This window comes from Blastococcus sp. SYSU DS1021, assembly GCF_054050995.1.
In genome coordinates this window covers 1-15,811 of sequence record NZ_JBJHAL010000037.1, presented here as the reverse complement: position 1 = coordinate 15,811, position 15,811 = coordinate 1, and the positions used below count along the sequence as shown (strand labels likewise).

General features: G+C 72.9%; 12 protein-coding genes and 1 pseudogene. 9 read left to right on the top strand and 4 right to left on the bottom strand.

Annotated elements, in window-relative coordinates:
• Positions 1 to 10: 10 nt before the first annotated feature.
• Positions 11 to 604, bottom strand: coding sequence for a DUF305 domain-containing protein (locus ACI8AP_RS20075; RefSeq protein ID WP_456591135.1), 594 nt, complete (start codon positions 602 to 604; stop codon positions 11 to 13).
• 258 nt (positions 605 to 862) lie between these two features.
• Here ACI8AP_RS20075 and ACI8AP_RS20070 point away from each other — a divergent pair, with 258 nt between their 5' ends.
• The 3 genes from ACI8AP_RS20070 to ACI8AP_RS20060 are packed head-to-tail and all read left to right on the top strand — an operon-like array spanning position 863 to position 3,301.
• A complete protein-coding gene (locus tag ACI8AP_RS20070; protein WP_456591134.1) occupies positions 863 to 1,240 on the top strand; it encodes an ArsR/SmtB family transcription factor in 378 nt (125 codons plus the stop codon).
• A gap of 43 nt (positions 1,241 to 1,283) precedes the next feature.
• Positions 1,284 to 2,951 carry a class I SAM-dependent methyltransferase gene (locus ACI8AP_RS20065; RefSeq protein WP_456591133.1) on the top strand — a complete coding sequence of 556 codons (1,668 nt, stop codon included), beginning with the start codon at positions 1,284 to 1,286 and terminating at the stop codon, positions 2,949 to 2,951.
• A complete protein-coding gene (locus tag ACI8AP_RS20060; RefSeq protein WP_456591132.1) occupies positions 2,948 to 3,301 on the top strand; it encodes a DUF6752 domain-containing protein in 354 nt (117 codons plus the stop codon). Before ACI8AP_RS20065 ends, ACI8AP_RS20060 begins: the two co-directional genes overlap by 4 nt.
• 16 nt (positions 3,302 to 3,317) lie before the next feature.
• On the opposite strand, the gene ACI8AP_RS20055 is transcribed toward ACI8AP_RS20060, so the two are convergent.
• Positions 3,318 to 4,139 (bottom strand): DUF1028 domain-containing protein, encoded by an 822-nt coding sequence (locus tag ACI8AP_RS20055; protein WP_456591131.1) that lies wholly within the window; start codon positions 4,137 to 4,139, stop codon positions 3,318 to 3,320.
• A gap of 486 nt (positions 4,140 to 4,625) precedes the next feature.
• Between ACI8AP_RS20055 and ACI8AP_RS20050 the strand changes: the two genes are divergently transcribed.
• The 4 genes from ACI8AP_RS20050 (at position 4,626) to ACI8AP_RS20035 (ending at position 10,431) form a co-directional block, all read left to right on the top strand.
• Entirely contained in the window at positions 4,626 to 7,628 is a 3,003-nt protein-coding gene (locus ACI8AP_RS20050; protein WP_456591130.1) for an arabinosyltransferase domain-containing protein, read from the top strand.
• A gap of 127 nt (positions 7,629 to 7,755) precedes the next feature.
• Positions 7,756 to 8,790 (top strand): glycosyltransferase family 2 protein, encoded by a 1,035-nt coding sequence (locus tag ACI8AP_RS20045; protein WP_456591129.1) that lies wholly within the window; start codon positions 7,756 to 7,758, stop codon positions 8,788 to 8,790.
• Complete coding sequence (locus ACI8AP_RS20040) at positions 8,750 to 9,169, top strand: GtrA family protein (protein ID WP_456591128.1); 420 nt, start codon at positions 8,750 to 8,752, stop codon at positions 9,167 to 9,169. Before ACI8AP_RS20045 ends, ACI8AP_RS20040 begins: the two co-directional genes overlap by 41 nt.
• Positions 9,166 to 10,431 (top strand): NAD(P)/FAD-dependent oxidoreductase, encoded by a 1,266-nt coding sequence (locus ACI8AP_RS20035; protein ID WP_456591127.1) that lies wholly within the window; start codon positions 9,166 to 9,168, stop codon positions 10,429 to 10,431. The genes ACI8AP_RS20040 and ACI8AP_RS20035 overlap by 4 nt, the downstream gene beginning before the upstream one ends.
• Positions 10,432 to 10,546: 115 nt before the next feature.
• On the opposite strand, the gene ACI8AP_RS20030 is transcribed toward ACI8AP_RS20035, so the two are convergent.
• Positions 10,547 to 11,344, bottom strand: coding sequence for a TIGR03089 family protein (locus ACI8AP_RS20030; RefSeq protein WP_456591126.1), 798 nt, complete (start codon positions 11,342 to 11,344; stop codon positions 10,547 to 10,549).
• Between the two features lie 67 nt (positions 11,345 to 11,411).
• Complete coding sequence (locus tag ACI8AP_RS20025) at positions 11,412 to 12,974, bottom strand: LCP family protein (protein ID WP_456591125.1); 1,563 nt, start codon at positions 12,972 to 12,974, stop codon at positions 11,412 to 11,414.
• Between the two features lie 473 nt (positions 12,975 to 13,447).
• Here ACI8AP_RS20025 and ACI8AP_RS20020 point away from each other — a divergent pair, with 473 nt between their 5' ends.
• Both ACI8AP_RS20020 and ACI8AP_RS20015 read left to right on the top strand, forming a co-directional pair.
• Positions 13,448 to 14,023: a hypothetical protein gene (locus tag ACI8AP_RS20020; protein WP_456591124.1), complete on the top strand. Its 576-nt coding sequence runs from the start codon at positions 13,448 to 13,450 to the stop codon at positions 14,021 to 14,023.
• Positions 14,020 to 15,811: pseudogene (locus ACI8AP_RS20015) on the top strand (hypothetical protein); the annotation flags it as partial. The gene ACI8AP_RS20020 and the pseudogene ACI8AP_RS20015, both read left to right, overlap by 4 nt.

Sequence of the window (15,811 nt, the reverse complement as noted above, 5' to 3'; positions counted from 1 at the left end):
TCCCCCGGGATCAGCCCGTCGGGCAGTCGCGCAGGGCGGAGCCGGTGAACTCCGGGACGGGCCGGGCCTGCGCCTCCTCGAGGGTCTCGGCCTCACCGTTCTCCCGGATGTCCTGGATCAGCCACTCCATCTCGGCGATCTCCCGCTCCTGGGCCTCGATGATCTCGACGGCCAGCTGGCACACCCGGACGTCGTCGATGTCCGCGCGCTCGGAGCGGGTGATGGCCAGCGAGTGGTGCGGGATCATCGCGCTCATCCAGTTGACGTCGTCCACGGTGACCTGGCTGCGGTCGAGGAAGATCCCGCCGCCCAGCAGCAGGAGGCTCGCCGCCACGATGGCGATGTTGCCCTTCACGTTCTTGTACATGGAGAGCATCCAGGCGAGCATGACCAGCCCCATGGTCCCGCCCATGGTGAGCGCCATGAACACGCGGCTCTCGCTGAACCGGACGTGGCTCCACTCCCACGTGCCGGCGAACATGGTGAAGTACATGACCACCATGGACGTGCTGATCATGGCCGCGAAGCGCAGGTACATCTTCGCCTCGTGGGACATGCCGCCCTGATCGTGCTCATCGCCGTCGTGGTTCCGCTTCGTCGCCATGGATCCGCTCTCCGTCTCTCCGTCGTCCGTGCGCGCAGCCGCGCGCGTCGTCCCGCGGCCGCCGCGACGGCTGCGCTCTCGTCCCACGGTGATCCCCCGGGGCCGACGTGCGGGTCGACGGCGTCGCGGGATCGAGGCGACGGTCCGCATGCCCGTACGGTCGTACGGACAAACGCCGACGGGGCCCGGGGCGCGAGCCCGGGACGGCGGCGTGCCCGTGGATCCGTACGGGTAGGCCGTCCGCGGAGGTGCCCGCCGATGCCTGGATCCCTGCACGCCCACCCGGTCGACCCCGAGCGGACGGCCCGTGCCCGCGCGCGGCTCCCCGGCCGGGAGGAGGCCGCCCGGCTGACCAGCGTGCTGAGCCTGATGGCCGACCCCACCCGGGCCCGGGTTCTGTTCGCGCTCGACGTGGTGGAGGAGCTCTGCGTCGGCGACCTCGCCCTGGCCCTGGAGGTCAACGAGGACGCCGTCGGCTACGCCCTGCGGCTACTGCGCACGGCGGGTCTCGTCACGAACCGGAAGCAGGGGCGCGTCGTGTACTACCGGCTGGCCGACGGGTTCCCCGAGCCGCTGCGGGAGCACTGCCTGCGTCGGCTGGTCGTGCTCGCCGACGCGGCGCCCGAGGACGACTGACGGCCGCGGGCCGGGCGTCGGAGGCCCCGCCGCCTGACGGGGCATGCCCGTAGACTCCCGCTCTGCGTGCGTCCGCGGCGTTCCCGGAACCGACGAGGAGAGACCGATCGACCAGGTGTGGCCCACCCCGTCCGGCCTCTTCTACCGCACGTCGGGGCCCGCCGACGACGACCAGGTCCTCGACGTCGACCTCGACGGGCGGCGGGTCTTCTCCTTCCGGGCATCGCCGCCCGTCGTCGCCCCCGACGACGTGCCCGCCGATCTCCGGTACACGGCGTTCCAGGACGGCGCGCTGCGGTTCGAGCCGTGGCCGCCGGCGCTGCGCCCCCGCCTGCGGGGCACCTTCCGCGTGCGGGTGCGGGTCAGCGGCACCGACACCGGCCCGGAGGCGACCGTCAGCCTGGACGGCGGGACGGGGCCGCCGGAGCTCGTCGACCACTACGGCCGCCCCCTCGTGGTCAACAAGTGGGGCCGGCTGGGACAGGCCTTCGCCGATGCCGCGCCGGGCATGGTCGAGCGGATGCTCGACCACATGACCGCCATCCGCGAGCTGCTGGAGTCCGAGCTCGGGCCGGTCGTCTACGTCACCTGCGGCACCCTCCTGGGTCCGGTCCGCGAGGGGCGCCTGCTGCCCCACGACGACGACGCGGACCTGGCCTACCTGAGCCGGTACGAGCACCCCGCCGACGTGGCGCTGGAGAGCTTCGCCGTCGGTCGCCTGCTGCGCGCGGCCGGGTACGAGGTCGTCCGGCTGTCGGTCGGGCACCTGCAGGTCGTCTTTTCCCACGAGGGTCGCCCCGACCACTACGTCGACGTCTTCCCGGGCTTCGTCCTGGGCGACCACTGGATGCAGCACTTCATGATCCGCGCCGAGGCGAGTCGCGAGGACCTGCTGCCACCCAGCAGGGTGCAGGTGTCCGGTCGCGAGGAGCCGGCCCCCCGGGACCAGGAGCTGGCCCTGCGGGCGGTGTACGGGGAGGGCTGGCGGACGCCGGACCCCTCCTTCACCTTCGAGGTCCCGGAGAGCACGGGGGCCCGCTTCTACGGGTGGTTCGCCGACTACAACGTCGAGCGCGAGGCGTGGGACGACCTGGTCCTCCTCGCGCCGCCGGGCGCGCTGACCCACGACCCGGCGATGAGCGGCTTCGCCCGCTGGGTGGACGAGCGCACGCCCGACGGGAGCGCCCTGCTCGAGCTCGGCGCCGGGGTGGGCACCGACGCGCTCGCGCTGGCGGCGCGCGGCCGCACCGTGCGCGCGATCGACTACTCGCGCTACGCCGTCTCCACGGCGCGGTCGCGCCTCGCCGGCACCGACCTCCCGGTCGCCTTCGAGGTGCAGAACCTGCTCGACGTGCGCACCGTCCTCCGGCTCGGCGCCGAGCTCGCGGCGGCGCCACAGACCTGGACGGTCTTCGGCCGGCGCCTGCTCAACGCGCTGGAGGACCGGGGGCGGGAGAACGCCTTCCGGCTCTGCGGGATGGTGCTGCGCCCCGCCGGCCGCGCGTTCTTCGACCTCGTCGCCGACCACGGCTACGCCGGCATCCCGCCCTACCGCCACCTCACGGTCGACCAGGTCGTGGCCGAGGCCGACCGGCACCGGCTCGTCCTCGAGGAGGCCGAGCCCCGGCTGGAGCCGCTGCGGTGGTTCGGCGCGGCCGAGGAGCAGATCGTCCCCGTGCACCGCCTGACCTTCCGACGGAGGCCCCGATGAGCCCGCAGTCCCAGTCGCGTCCCACCCGCGGTGGGGCGGTGTGGGCCGTCCGCCGCGCCCTCGCCCCCGCGGCGCTGGAGCTGCCGGAGCAGCTCGCCCGCCTGACCGACGACAACGCACGGCTGCGCGAGCAGGCCGACGATCTCCGGAGCCGGCTGGACGCGGCGGAGGAGCGCCTGGCCGAGTTCGAGCGGCAGGTGGCCGAGCTGCGCGACGGCCTGCACGAATCCCGCCGGCTCAACCTGCGGGTCGCCGAGCTGACCGACCTCGTCACGGAGCTCGTGCTGCCCCTGCACGACCGGGAGATCGACCCCGCCGTGCTGGCGCGGCTGCGGCCGGACACCCTCTGAGCCGGCCGGTCCCGGCTCAGCCGAGCAGCTGCGACACCGCCGACAGGCGCGCGTCACCGGCCATGGCGCTCAGCCACGCCGACCAGCCGGGGCGGGCCCGCATCGCCTCCAGCGCCTGACGGGCCGCCTCGCGGTCGCCCCGCCCGGAGGCGGCGAGCGCGGCGTACAGGTCGCGCGCGCCCTCCGGTGCGAACAGGGCGAGGTACTCGTAGTCCCGCTCGTCGTAGGCCCGCTGCAGGTTGCGCAGCATGCGCAGCTGGCGCACCGGGTGGCCGGAGTCGTCGACCCGCAGGTCGATGCGCACGCCGTCGTCGTCGTCGGACGGGTGCTCGCCGCTGACCACCAGCAGCGCGGCCGACTGACGGCCGCGCAGGTCGCCCCCCGCCTCCTGCCCGGCGGTGAGCGCGGCCAGGAGCCGGTCGGCGAGGTCCCCGCCGCCGGCCGTGAACGCCTCGGCCATCGCGGGGAGCACGGCGTCCGAGGCGAGCATGTTGCCCTGCACGCTGAACCCGTCGCCCAGCAGGTGGCCGCTGACGGGGAAGCACCCCCGGCCGGTGTCGGCGGCCACCCGGCCGGTGGCATCGAGGACGGCGATCTGCCGGTCGGCGTCCTCGGCGCTGTGCGCCGCCCGGCGCACGAGCGCGGCCGGCGCACCGCCGTCGGCCAGCCCGCTCAGCAGCGACCGCCCCAGGCCGCGGCGGCTGCGTGCCTGCGCGGCGACCACGCCCAGCCCCGGATGCGCGCTGGGCACCGCCCGGCCCACCGCGAGGATGCAGGAGGAGACAGCGACGCCGAGGTCCCCGGAGCCCGGGTCGCGGGCGAGGACGGAGAAGGTCACCGGGGCCCTGCCGGGTGAGAGACACGGCGGCGCGGCGTCGCCGCCTCCTCGCTGAGCACGTGACCAGGCGCTCCGTCCTCCCGCCCGACGGCGACCGGAGGGGCCGCCGGGTGCTGCGCCACGGGTCCCGGCGCGCTCCGTCCCGGCGCCGAGAATAGCCGCCGCGTACCCGGACCGGTCCGTCCCACCAGTCACTTCCGAGACGTGTCGCTCACCAGCACTCGGCCGTCCCTGGCGCCCCGGAAGGGGCGCCGAGGTGGGCTACGCTCGGTGTCCAGGGAGTCTCCCGGGCCTGTTCCGGCAGGTCGCCACCGAGCCCGCGCTCGCCCGGCCGCCCTCCCGCTGCTCAGACGCACCATCAAGCTCGCTGCGGCGCAGAGGCCCCGGGCAATCGAGAGGCGCCACGTGTCGACGACGCTCTTGCCGGCTGCGCCGGCCCCTGCCGCGCCCGACCCGGCCCGATTCCCCGGGCGGACGCGCGCCGTCGTGGCCCTGCTCGTCGGGCTGCTGGGCGTGGGCCTCGCCGTGGCGCTGCCGCTGGCCCCGGTCGTGGCCGACCGCACCGAGGTGACCTGGCCGGCGCAGGGGGAGCAGCCGACGTCGACCACGGCGTTCTTCGTGCCCTACCGCCCGGCCGAGATCCACGCGACGGTCCCCTGCGCCGCCGTGCAGGAGGGGCTGGGCACCGGGGAGCGGACGACCCTGCTGGCCACGTCGCTGGTCCGGGACCAGGGGCCGGCGTCGGGTCTGGTGGTCGACACCGAGAACGGCCAGCTGCGGGTCGCGGTCAACGGCCGGGTCGTGCACGCCGCGGCACCGCCGGAGACCGGCTGCGACGTCCGGGTGGACTCCGACGACACGGCCACCAGCGTCGTCGTCGGCGCCGATGCCCCTACCGTGCTGAGCGCGGAGCCGGTGCCAGAGGTGTTCGCCTTCACCACCGACCTCGAGCCGGACGACGCGGACGGGACGGCGGTGACCGCCCGGACCCGCACCTGGTTCGAGAGCTCGCCCAGCGGGCTGAAGATCGCGATGATGGCCGTCTACACCCTCGTGGTCCTGGCCGCTCTCGCGATGCTCGCCCGGTCGGCCGCCGCGCGCACCCGCGGTGCGGAGGAGCTGCGATCCGAGCGGGCCCCCGACGGCCGCGTCCGGCTGGCGGTGGACGCCGCCGTGGTCGGGGCGCTCTCGCTGTGGATGTTCATCGCGCCGCAGACCGACGACGACGGCTACGCCACGATGACGATCCGCAACGGCCTGGCCAGCGGCGACATCGGCAACTACTACCACTGGTTCAACGCCTCCGAGGCGCCGTTCACGCTGGTGCAGCACATCGTGCAGCCGTTCGCCGCTGTCTCCGCCGCGCCCCTGTGGCTGCGCGTCCCCAGCTACCTGGTGGGGCTCGCCACGTGGTTCGTCGTGAGCCGCGGTGTGCTCGGGGCCGTGCTGCCTCGGTCGTCGCGGGGCCCGCTGGTCGCCGTCCTGTCGGCGCTCTGCTTCCTGGCCTGGTGGTTGCCGTTCAACACGGGCGTCCGGCCCGAGCCGTTCGTGGCGCTGGGCGCGGCAGCCGTGCTGGCGCTGCTGCTGCGCGGCACCGCGCCGACGGCCCGCCGCCCGCTGCTGTCCATCGGTGCCGCGGCGCTGGTCGCCGGCATCTGCCTGTCGGTCACGCCGTCCTGCGTCGTCGCCCTCGCGCCGGTGCTGGTGCTGCTGCCGCGCATCTGGCGGACCGTGCGTGCGGCCGGCTCGTCCTGGTGGACGACGGCGGGTATCGCGGCGCTGCTGGCGGCGCTCGCCGGCAGCGGGCTGGTGCTGATGTTCGCCGACCAGTCCCTGCACGGGGTGGCCAAGGCCACCGAGCTGCACACGGAGATCGGCCCGAGCCTGGGGTGGTACGAGGAGGCCACGCGCTACGCCTTCCTGCTCGGCGCGGGGCCCCAGGGCACGGCCACCAAGCGCCTGGCCGTGCTGCTCACCCTCGGACTGCTGCTCGTCGTCGCCCTCCTGCTGTCCCGGCGGCTCACCGAGCTGCGCCGCTTCCCCGATGCGCACATCCTCACGGCCTCCGTGGCGCTGGCGTTCGCGCTCCTGTTCGCGACGCCGTCCAAGTGGTCGCACCACTTCGGGTCGGTGGCGGGGCTGGGCGCACCGTTCCTCGTCCTGGCCTGCGTCCTCCTCCTCGAGGCGGCACGGGCGCGCTCGCGGGACCGGGCCACGATGGTGATCGCGCTGGCCGGTACGGGCGTCGTCGCCCTGGCGGCCGGGCTCGCCTACTCCGGGCCGAACGCCTGGTTCATGTACTCGGTCTACGGCCTGCCGTACCGGGATGCTCCGATCACCCCGCTGGGCGTCCCGCTCGGCAACCCGGCGGTGTGGTTGCTGGTCGCGGCCCTCGCGGTGGGCGCGTCCTGGTGGGTGCGCTCCCGGCGGGGTCGGGGGCGGGACCTGGCCCCGCTGGTCGCGGCCCCGGTCGTGGTCACCGCTGCGGCCACCGCCGTCTCCGTGGGCGTCCTGCTGGTCGGGTTCAGCGTCGCTCCGCTGCGGCAGGCCGACGCCGGGGGCTATGCACTCGCCCTGGAGAACGTCCAGACCCTGACCGGGACGAGCTGCGGGATCCCGGAGTCGGTCGACCTGCTGATCGACGAGCCCGGCGGCCCGCTCGCTCCGGTCGCCGACGCGGAGGCCCCGGTCGCCGACGGCTTCGTCAGCGGAGGTGGCTTCCTGGAGGCGCAGCAGCCACCGGACGGAGCTGGTTCGGGTGCGGCGACCCACGTCTGGGGCAGCCTGGTGGACGGCGAGCGGACGATCGGGCGCCTGGTGACGCCCTGGTTCGAGCTGCCGGAGCTCTCCGAGGACCAGGAGGTCGCGGTCGCGGCGGCCGGTCGCGTCGGGGGCGCCAACTCCCTGCAGCTGGAATTCGGCCGGTCCGGGGACGGCACGGAGGACGTCACGACGCTCGGCCTCCGGGCTGTCGACGACGGAGCGTTCGACCGGCCGTCCTGGCGCCCGCTGGCAGTCGGGACGGACGACGTGCCGGCGACCGCCGACCGGGTGCGCGTGGTCGCCGGCGACGCGACGACCGACGTCGGCGGCTGGCTCGCGGTGACCGGCCCCCGGATCCGCACGGCCCAGAGCCTGCACGACTACCTCGCCGGCACGGGGCCGGTGCTGCCGGACTGGCCGCTGGCCTGGCACCTGCCCTGCGTCTCGGACTTCCCGGTGGTGTCCGACGGCCTGGCGCAGACGCCGACGGTCATCGTCGGCGCCCCGAACTGGCACGGCGGTGCTCAGATCGCCTACATCCCCCGCGAGGGCGGGAGCTTCGCCGGTGTGTCGCAGGCCGACCGCCGGGAGGTGCCCAGCCGCCTGGACGGAGCCCCTCACGAGGAGTGGGGACACGTGTACCGGCTTGACTACCCTCTGGGCCGGGACCAGTACGACCGATCGACGGACACGATCACGCTGTGGGGCTGGGAGGGGGATCGTTGACCCCGGCCGGCACCTCCGGGCCGCGGCAGGCGACCGTCCGCACGGACGCCTGCGGGAACGGTCCCCGTCCAGCACCGAAGAATGACGACCGGCCGCGCCGGCGACGCCGAGACCACGGAAGGCCGCAATGGCGACCCCTGTCATCGAACCCAACCACGCTCCTGACGACCGGGCCGTGGTGACGGAACCACCGCAGCGACGGCTCGTCTCCTACGTGCTCCCCGTCTACAACGAGGCCGACGGGATCGAGAAGTTCCACGACCGGCTGGTCGCCGCCTCGCGGGAACGGCCGGACCTGGACTTCGAGTTCGTCTACGTGAACGACGGCTCCCGGGACGCGTCGCTGGAGATCCTGGAGAAGATCGCCGAGTCCTGCGAGCAGGTCCGGGTGGTCAACTTCTCCCGCAACTTCGGCCACCAGATGGCGATCACGGCGGGCCTCGACTACGCCCGGGGCGACGCGATCATCGTCATGGACACCGATCTGCAGGACCCGCCCGAGGTGAGCCTGGAGCTCATCAAGGCGTGGGAGGGCGGCGCCCAGATCGTGTACGCGCAGCGGCGCAGTCGCAAGGACACGCCGATGAAGCGCTTCACGGCGCACGCCTACTACCGGCTCCTGCACCGGTTCGCCGACATCGAGATCCCGGTGGACACCGGCGACTTCCGGCTGATGGACCGGGCGACCACGGACCTGCTGCGCTCGCACCGGGAGCGCAACCGCTTCGTGCGCGGGCTGGTGGCCTCGCTGGGCTTCAAGCAGGCGGCCGTGCCGTTCGACCGCGACGAGCGGACGTCGGGCGAGACGAACTACCCGCTGCCGAAGATGCTCCGGCTCGCCGCCGACGGCGTCACCAGCTTCTCCACGGTTCCGCTGAAGATGATCACCCGGCTCGGCCTGGGCACGGTCGTCCTCGCCGTCCTCGGCATCCTCTACGCAGTCGGGTTGCGGCTGTTCTTCCCCGACGTCTCGGTCCCCGGCTGGACCCTCCTGATGATCATGGTGCTCTTCCTGGGCGGGGTGCAGATGCTGTCGCTGGGGGTCATCGGCTCCTACGTCGGACGCATCTACACCGAGGTGCAGGCACGCCCGCTCTACATCGTGGAGAAGGTGGTGGACCATGGCGACGGCGGACAGCAAACTTCGCGCGCCGGCGCGTGAGCTCTGGCAGCGCCACCGGCAGTTCTTCGTCTACCAGCTGATCGGGGTCTCGGGCGTCCTGCTCGACCTGGTCCTCTTCCTCGTCCTCTACAACGTGGTGGGGATGCACGAGCAGCTCGCGACGGCGTTGAGCACCTCGGCGGGCATCACGAACAACTTCCTGCTCAACAGCTACCTGAACTTCCGCAAGCGGGACGGGATGCTCCGGCGGTTCGCCCGGTTCTACTCGGTGGGCCTGCTCGGCATCGCGCTCGTCGCGGTGCTGCTCCTGGTCTTCCACACCTGGCTGGGGGTGGACGCGAACATCGTCAAGGTCGTCTCGATGCCGATCGTCGCGATCTTCCAGTTCGTCCTCAACAAGAGATGGAGTTTCGGATGAAGATCGGCATCATCGGTGCCGGCGCCACGGGCCTCACCGCGGCGTACGACCTGGTCAAGGACGGGCACGACGTCACCGTCCTCGAGGGCGCGGACGAGATCGGCGGGCTGGCCGGTTCGCTGGTGGTGCAGGGCACCCCCCTGGAGCGCTACTACCACCACATCTTCGAGACCGACCGCGCCATGATCGACCTGATCGAGGAGCTCGGGCTGCGGCCGAAGCTGACGTTCCACTCGACCACGACCGGCATCTACCACGACGGCCGGCTGCACGACTTCTCCACGCCCGTGGAGATGCTGAAGTTCCCGCCGCTGCGGTTGATCGACCGCGTCCGCTTCGGTGCGTCGTCGGCGATGCTGAAGGTCATCCGGAACGGCGAGCGTCTCGGCGACCGCCGCGCGCTCGACTGGGTGCACCGCTGGGCCGGCCGACGGGCCAGCGAGGTGATCTGGGAGCCCCTGCTCACCGGCAAGTTCGGGTCGCGGGCGTCGGAGATCTCCATGGCCTGGCTGTGGGCCCGCATCCACTACCGCACGTTCAAGCTGGGCTACATGGACGGCGGGTTCCACCAGGTGTACGACGGACTGCTGCAGGCGGTGGAGCAGCGCGGCGGCAAGGTGGAGCTCGGCAAGCGGCTGGCGCACATCGCGCAGCCCGACCCGGCCGGCCCCGTCCTGGTCCGGACGGAGGACGGCGCGCAGTACGAGTACGACAAGGTCCTGGTGACCGTCCCCCAGCCGGTGTTCGCGCAGGCCGCGGGCGCTGCCCCGGAGGATGCCCTCCAGCGGGCGGAGTACCTCGGTGCCACCTGCTTCGTGCTCGAGTGCGACCGCAGCGTGATCCCGTACTACTGGCTGAACGTCAACGACACCTCGTTCCCGTTCCTGGCGGTCGTCGAGCACACGAACATGGTCTCCGGGTCCGACTACGGCGGCCGGCACGTCGTCTACGTCGGCAACTACGTGCCGCGCGACGACTGGCGCTACACCACCGACCCCGCCGAGCTGCTGAAGCAGTACGAGCCGTGGCTGCGCAAGCTGAACCCGGACTTCGACCTGTCGTGGGTGAAGGACTGGCACTTCTCGCGCGCGCCCTTCGCCCAGCCCGTCGTCACCCCGGACTACCGGGACTCGATCCCGCCGCACGAGACGTCGATGCCCGGGGTCGTCCTCGCCACGATGTCGCAGATCTACCCGCAGGACCGGGGGCAGAGCTACGCCGTCGCGATGGCCCGGCGGGTCGTGCAGCAGTACTTCCGCTGAACCGTCCGCCCGGCTGATCTCCCGGGGGCAGTGGCCACGACGTCCTCCCGGCGTCGTGGCCACTGCTGTTCCGGGGCGCTGCGTCCACAGGCGCGGGCAGCCGGTCGCGACGCAGTCAGGCTGGCGGCCGGCCCAGCTGGCGGACGCCGTCGACCTTCGGCCCCAGGGTCGCGGTGATCCGCTCGGCGGCCGCGCGGGCCGGCAGCAGCGCGGGGTCCGGGGCGCGGACCAGCACGATCGAGGCCCCGGCGGCGAGCGGGGCCAGGAGCCAGGCGACCGGGCCGGCCTCCGTGGCGGTCGCCTCGTCGACGAGGACGCGGTCGCCCGCACGCAGGCCGAGGCGGTCGGCCAGCTCCCCAGCGGCCTCGACCACGCCGCCGAGGGTCAGCGCCAGGCCGCCGGCGCGCAGCCCCGGGGTGGCTGGGTCGGGTTCCTGCCACGGGTGGAAGACGTCCCCGTGTGCACGCACCTCGAGGGCGAAGTCCCGGGCAGGCCCGGCGTAGCCGGACATGCCCATGCCGAGCGGGTGGAGCGACAGGCCCAGCAGTTCTGGCAGGTCCAGCTCCTCCAGAGCCGGCAGCCGGTCCTGCGCGGCCAGGACGACGTCGGTGTCGTCCAGCCGGCCGTCGTCCTCCGCCGCGGTCTCGACGACCGTTGCACCGCAGTTCCAGGCGGCCAGCAGGACGGCCGCGGTCTGCCAGTGCACCGGCAGTGCCACCGCCACCCTGCTGCCGGGTGCCACGTCGAACTCCTCCTGGAGGAGGTTGGCGGTCTTGGCCACCCAGTTCGCGAGGGTGATCGCCGAGAGCTCCACCCGCTCCCCGGTGGCGTCGTCGTACTGCGTCAGCAGGGGGGCGGCGCCGTCCCGTCGGACGACGGAGGTGAGCAGGTCAGCTGGCAGGGTGGCAGGCACGGTCCCAGCGTGTCACCGGAGCTGCCGTGGCGCTCGGGGTCCCGGAAGGGGCGGCACGGCGGCGACGTCAGTTGATGCAGGTGGTGTCCGCCGCGGTCCGGGCGTCCTGGCCCTCGACCACCGGGGCAGGGGCCGGTGGGGTGACCGCCTGACCCACGCCGTTGAAGTCGCTGCCCAGGACCAACTGTACGGTGCCGCTGGTCGCGTCGTCGCTCATCTTGCTCACCGCGCCCGGGATCGCGGCGGCGACGGTGGTGGCCAGGGCCTCGTCCCCGGCGGCGAACCGGATCTCGGTCTGCTCGTGGTCCATCGAGGAGGCGTTGCCGGTCGTGCCCACCAGGAAGCCGGCCGTGGTCAGGGCCGAGGCGGCTGACGCTGCCAGCCCCGAGGTGCCCGACCCGTTGTAGACGTCGACCGTCACCGCGGCGGGGGCGACCGTCTGCGGGGCCTCGGGGGTGGCGGCGGTCTCGGGCTCGGGTTCGGCCGAGAGGTCGGCGAAGAACCTGTGCAGCGCGGCCTCGTCCTCCAGCCGGACGATCGACTTGCCGTCCTCCTCGCCGGTCCCGCGGTTCGGCACGGTCTGGAACTCGATGCTGTCGGCGGTCACCGACTGCATCTGCTGGGCCAGCTGCAGCAGGTCCAGGTCCCGGTCGACGGTCAGCGCGTCGGCCGCGGCCTGCACGAGGGCACGCTGCTTGCCCAGGTCGAGCAGGACGTCCTCGGACAGCATCTTCCGCAGCACCCCGCCGAGGAACACCTGCTGGCGGACGATCCGGTCGAAGTCACCTCGGCCCTGGGGTCCGAAGCCGTGCCGCTGCCGGACGAACTTCAACGCGTCGGCGCCGCTGATCGTCTGCACCCCGGCCGGGAAGTACGCCCCCGACCACTCGCGGTCGTCGACCGCCTTGCACAGGTTGATCTCGACACCGCCGACGACGTTGGACAGCTCGAAGAAGCCGAGCAGGTCTACCTCGGCGTAGTGGTCGATCTGCAGACCGGTGAGCCCGCTGATGGTCTGCACCAGCAGCTGGGAGCCCTGCGCGGAGCGGGCTTCCTCGGAGGCGCCGGAAGGGGCGTTCATCCGGCCGTAGGCGTATGCGGCGTTCAGCCGGTCCCAGCCGTAGCCGGGGATCTTCACGTACGAGTCGCGGGGGAAGGAGACGAACGAGGCGCGGGATCCGTCCGCCGGCACGTGAACCAGGATCATCGTGTCGGTATTGATGCCCGAGTCGGTGCCTGCGTTGAGGTCGGTCAGCTGTTGCTCGGTCAGCGCGGCCCGGCTGTCGTTGCCGACCAGCAGCAGGTTCATGGCCTCGCCGGCAGCGCCGTTGCCCTCGTTGCCCTCGCTGGGGATGGCGTCGGTGCGGTTCACCGTCGCGGACGCCACCTGGCCGAGATACCAGCCCCAGCCGGACCCGGCGAGCAGCGTGGCGGCGACGACCCCGGCGACGACGCGGGTGGCGACCGCCGCGCGGCCGCCGCGGCGCCCGCGGGATGTGGCGCCCGTCGGGCCGTCGGACGGGTGCTCCGCCCCGGTGCCACGCCGGGGCGGCCGCCCCGCGCGGGGGTCGAGGCGCGGGGGCAGCGGACGCCCGGCCGGGCGGCCCTGCTCGTTCCGGTCTCGGCTCACGTGGTCCTCACAGCGGTGTTGCGCGCCGGTTCGAGGGCGCGGGCGTCAGCCGGCGCCGCGAGTGCGACCGGTTGTGACGCTTTGTGCATCGACGTTGGCAAGGCTAGGTGTGGTTCAGGGGTCCAGCAGCCCTCCGACACGTAGGAATTGCCAGGACGGCGAGGTGAGCCAGCCCGCCTGGCACCGGGATGCACAACAACCGCATCCGCCACAGGAGTCGCCGGAGGGCGCCCGCGTCCGCGCCGCACCCGTGCGCGGCCGATGTGTGCCCGACGGCCCCGACGGCGGGGGCGCGGCCCCGTTCCACCGCCGCGAGTTGGTGTCCGTTCCGCGTTGCTCCCGGACCGACGTCACAACGAAACGTAGTCTCCCGAACACGGGGAGGAGTCGGTCATGTCGCCCTCTCCTCCGTGGTTCCACCACCAGACGCTCGAGAACGGCGCTGCTCGCCGGTCGCCCTGGGAGATCTCCTCATGTCTCGTTCCACCTCACGCCGCCGGGCCACCGTGCTCGGTGCGCTCGCGCTGCTCGTGGTCGGAGGCGCTGCCCTGCTCTTCCTGGCCGTTCGTCCGGACGGGTCCGCTGCTCCGGGCGGCGGGGCCGCGGGCGCCTCTGGAGCCACCGAGGAGCGCGGCCCGGACGCCCCCGTCCAGGACGAGGTGCTCGAGCCGCTCACGCCCACGCCGACCGCCCCTGCCGAAAACGGTGCCGAGGTGGATCCGGTGCCGTCCGAGGAGCCCAGCGGCCTCCGCTCCGTCGTCGTCAGCCACACCTACGCCGGCTGGGACCCCGGCACTCAGGACATCGTCGTCGGGGGCTTCGTCAGCGACGTCGTCGAGACGGGCGGGACGTGCACCCTGACCCTGACGCAGGACGGGGTGACCACCAGCGGCACCGCCGATGCCACCCCGGATGCGAGCACCACCAGCTGTGGCGAGGTCCGGGCCGGGGGAGGGCGCCTGGTCTCCGGCAGCTGGGAGGCCGTGCTCAGCTACACGTCGCCCCGGTCGACCGGTGAGTCGGCCGTCTTCTCGGTGGTGGTCCCGTGACCAGGCGGGCCGTGCTCTTCGTGGCCGGGCTGCTCGTCCTGGCCTTCGCCGGCCTCTTGGGCACCGCTTCGCTTCCGTCCCCGGACCTGCGCGAGTCGGCGAACCTGGCGCTGTTCAACCCCGGCAACATCATCAGCGACGGCGTCTTCTACGACACCTCCACGATGAACGTCGAGCAGATCCAGGCCTTCCTGCAGGAGAAGGGGCGCAACTGCTCGGGCAGCAACTGCCTCAAGAACTTCCGGCAGGACACGTGGACGCGTGCCGGGGACACGCGCTGCGGGCCGTACCAGGGCGCCGGTCAGGAGACCGCCGCGCAGATCATCTGGAAGGTCGCCCGAGCCTGCGGGATCAACCCCCAGGTGCTGCTGGTGACCCTGCAGAAGGAGCAGGGCCTGATCACCTCCACCGGGCCCTCGGACGGCAAGCTGCGCATCGCCATGGGGTACGGCTGCCCGGACACCGCGGCCTGCGACACCCAGTACTACGGCTTCTACAACCAGATGTACTCCGCGTCGCGGCAGTTCAAGCTCTACCAGGCCAATCCGAGCAAGTACGGGTACCGGCCGGGGCTCACCAACACGATCGGCTACTCGCCGGCGACCGAGCGCAACAACAACCTCAACAACTGGCGCTGCGGCACCGCGCAGGTCTACATCCAGAACCAGGCCACCGCGGGGCTCTACAACTACACGCCATACGTCCCGAACCAGGCCGCGCTGAACGCGGGGTACGCCGAGGGCGACTCCTGCTCCGCCTACGGCAACCGAAACTTCTTCAACTACTTCACCGACTGGTTCGGCAGCACGCAGAACTCCGGCGGCTCGGCCGTCCTCGACAAGTACGACGTCCTGCGCGCCGCCGGGGTGGACATCGGTGGGCCCACCTCGGACGTGCGGTGCGACCTGCCGCACGGCGGTTGCCGGCGGACCTACGCCGGCGGGCACATCTACTGGTCGAAGGGGACCGGGGCGCACGTCGTGCGCGGCGCCATCCTCGACCGGTACCTGCAGCTCGGCGGACCGCAGCTCCTGGGGTACCCGACCGGTGACGACACCGCCGCCCCGTGGGGCACCGGCTGGTTCACCGACTTCCAGGGTGGGTCCATCTACTGGTCGGCGCAGACGGAGGCGCAGGAGGTCCGGGGCGCCATCCGCGACAAGTGGCGTTCCACCGGGGCGCAGGCCGGCCCCCTCGGCTATCCCACCAGCGGGGACACGCCGGCGCCCGGTGGCGGGTTCATGAACTCCTTCCAGGGCGGCGAGGTGTACTGGTCGGCGGCCACCCAGGCCCACGTGGTGCGGGGCGCGATCAAGGACCGGTACCTGCAGGCCGGTGGTCCGGCTGCGCTGGGGTACCCGACCGGGGACGATCAGCCGACGGCGGATCGGCGTGGCTACATGACGCCGTTCCAGGGTGGGGAGATCCACTGGTCGGCGCAGACCGGTGCGCAGGTGGTGCGGGGCGCGATCCTGGACACCTGGAAGCGGGCCGGCGGTTCGGGTGGCTACCTGGGCTTCCCGACGACCAGCGATGCCCCGGCCGGGCGCGGTGGGTACGTGGTGGAGTTCCAGAGCGGCTCGCTGTACTGGGGGCCGAGCACGGGGACGAAGGTGGTGCGGGGCGCGATCCTGGCCGCGTACAAGGCGGCCGGTGGTCCCGCTGCGCTGGGGTACCCGACCGGGGACGATCAGCCGACGGCGGATCGGCGTGGCTACATGACGCCGTTCCAGGGTGGGGAGATCCACTGGTCGGCGCAGACCGGTGCGCAGGTGGTGCGGGGCGCGA

Bases quoted from the DNA above. Each gene is read 5' to 3' on its own strand.
- ACI8AP_RS20075 (WP_456591135.1), bottom strand. From the start codon at position 604: ATGGCGACGAAGCGGAACCACGACGGCGATGAGCACGATCAGGGCGGC.
- ACI8AP_RS20070 (WP_456591134.1), top strand. From the start codon at position 863: ATGCCTGGATCCCTGCACGCCCACCCGGTCGACCCCGAGCGGACGGCC.
- ACI8AP_RS20065 (WP_456591133.1), top strand. From the start codon at position 1,284: ATGCCCGTAGACTCCCGCTCTGCGTGCGTCCGCGGCGTTCCCGGAACC.
- ACI8AP_RS20060 (WP_456591132.1), top strand. From the start codon at position 2,948: ATGAGCCCGCAGTCCCAGTCGCGTCCCACCCGCGGTGGGGCGGTGTGG.
- ACI8AP_RS20045 (WP_456591129.1), top strand. From the start codon at position 7,756: ATGGCGACCCCTGTCATCGAACCCAACCACGCTCCTGACGACCGGGCC.
- ACI8AP_RS20040 (WP_456591128.1), top strand. From the start codon at position 8,750: ATGGCGACGGCGGACAGCAAACTTCGCGCGCCGGCGCGTGAGCTCTGG.
- ACI8AP_RS20035 (WP_456591127.1), top strand. From the start codon at position 9,166: ATGAAGATCGGCATCATCGGTGCCGGCGCCACGGGCCTCACCGCGGCG.
- ACI8AP_RS20020 (WP_456591124.1), top strand. From the start codon at position 13,448: ATGTCTCGTTCCACCTCACGCCGCCGGGCCACCGTGCTCGGTGCGCTC.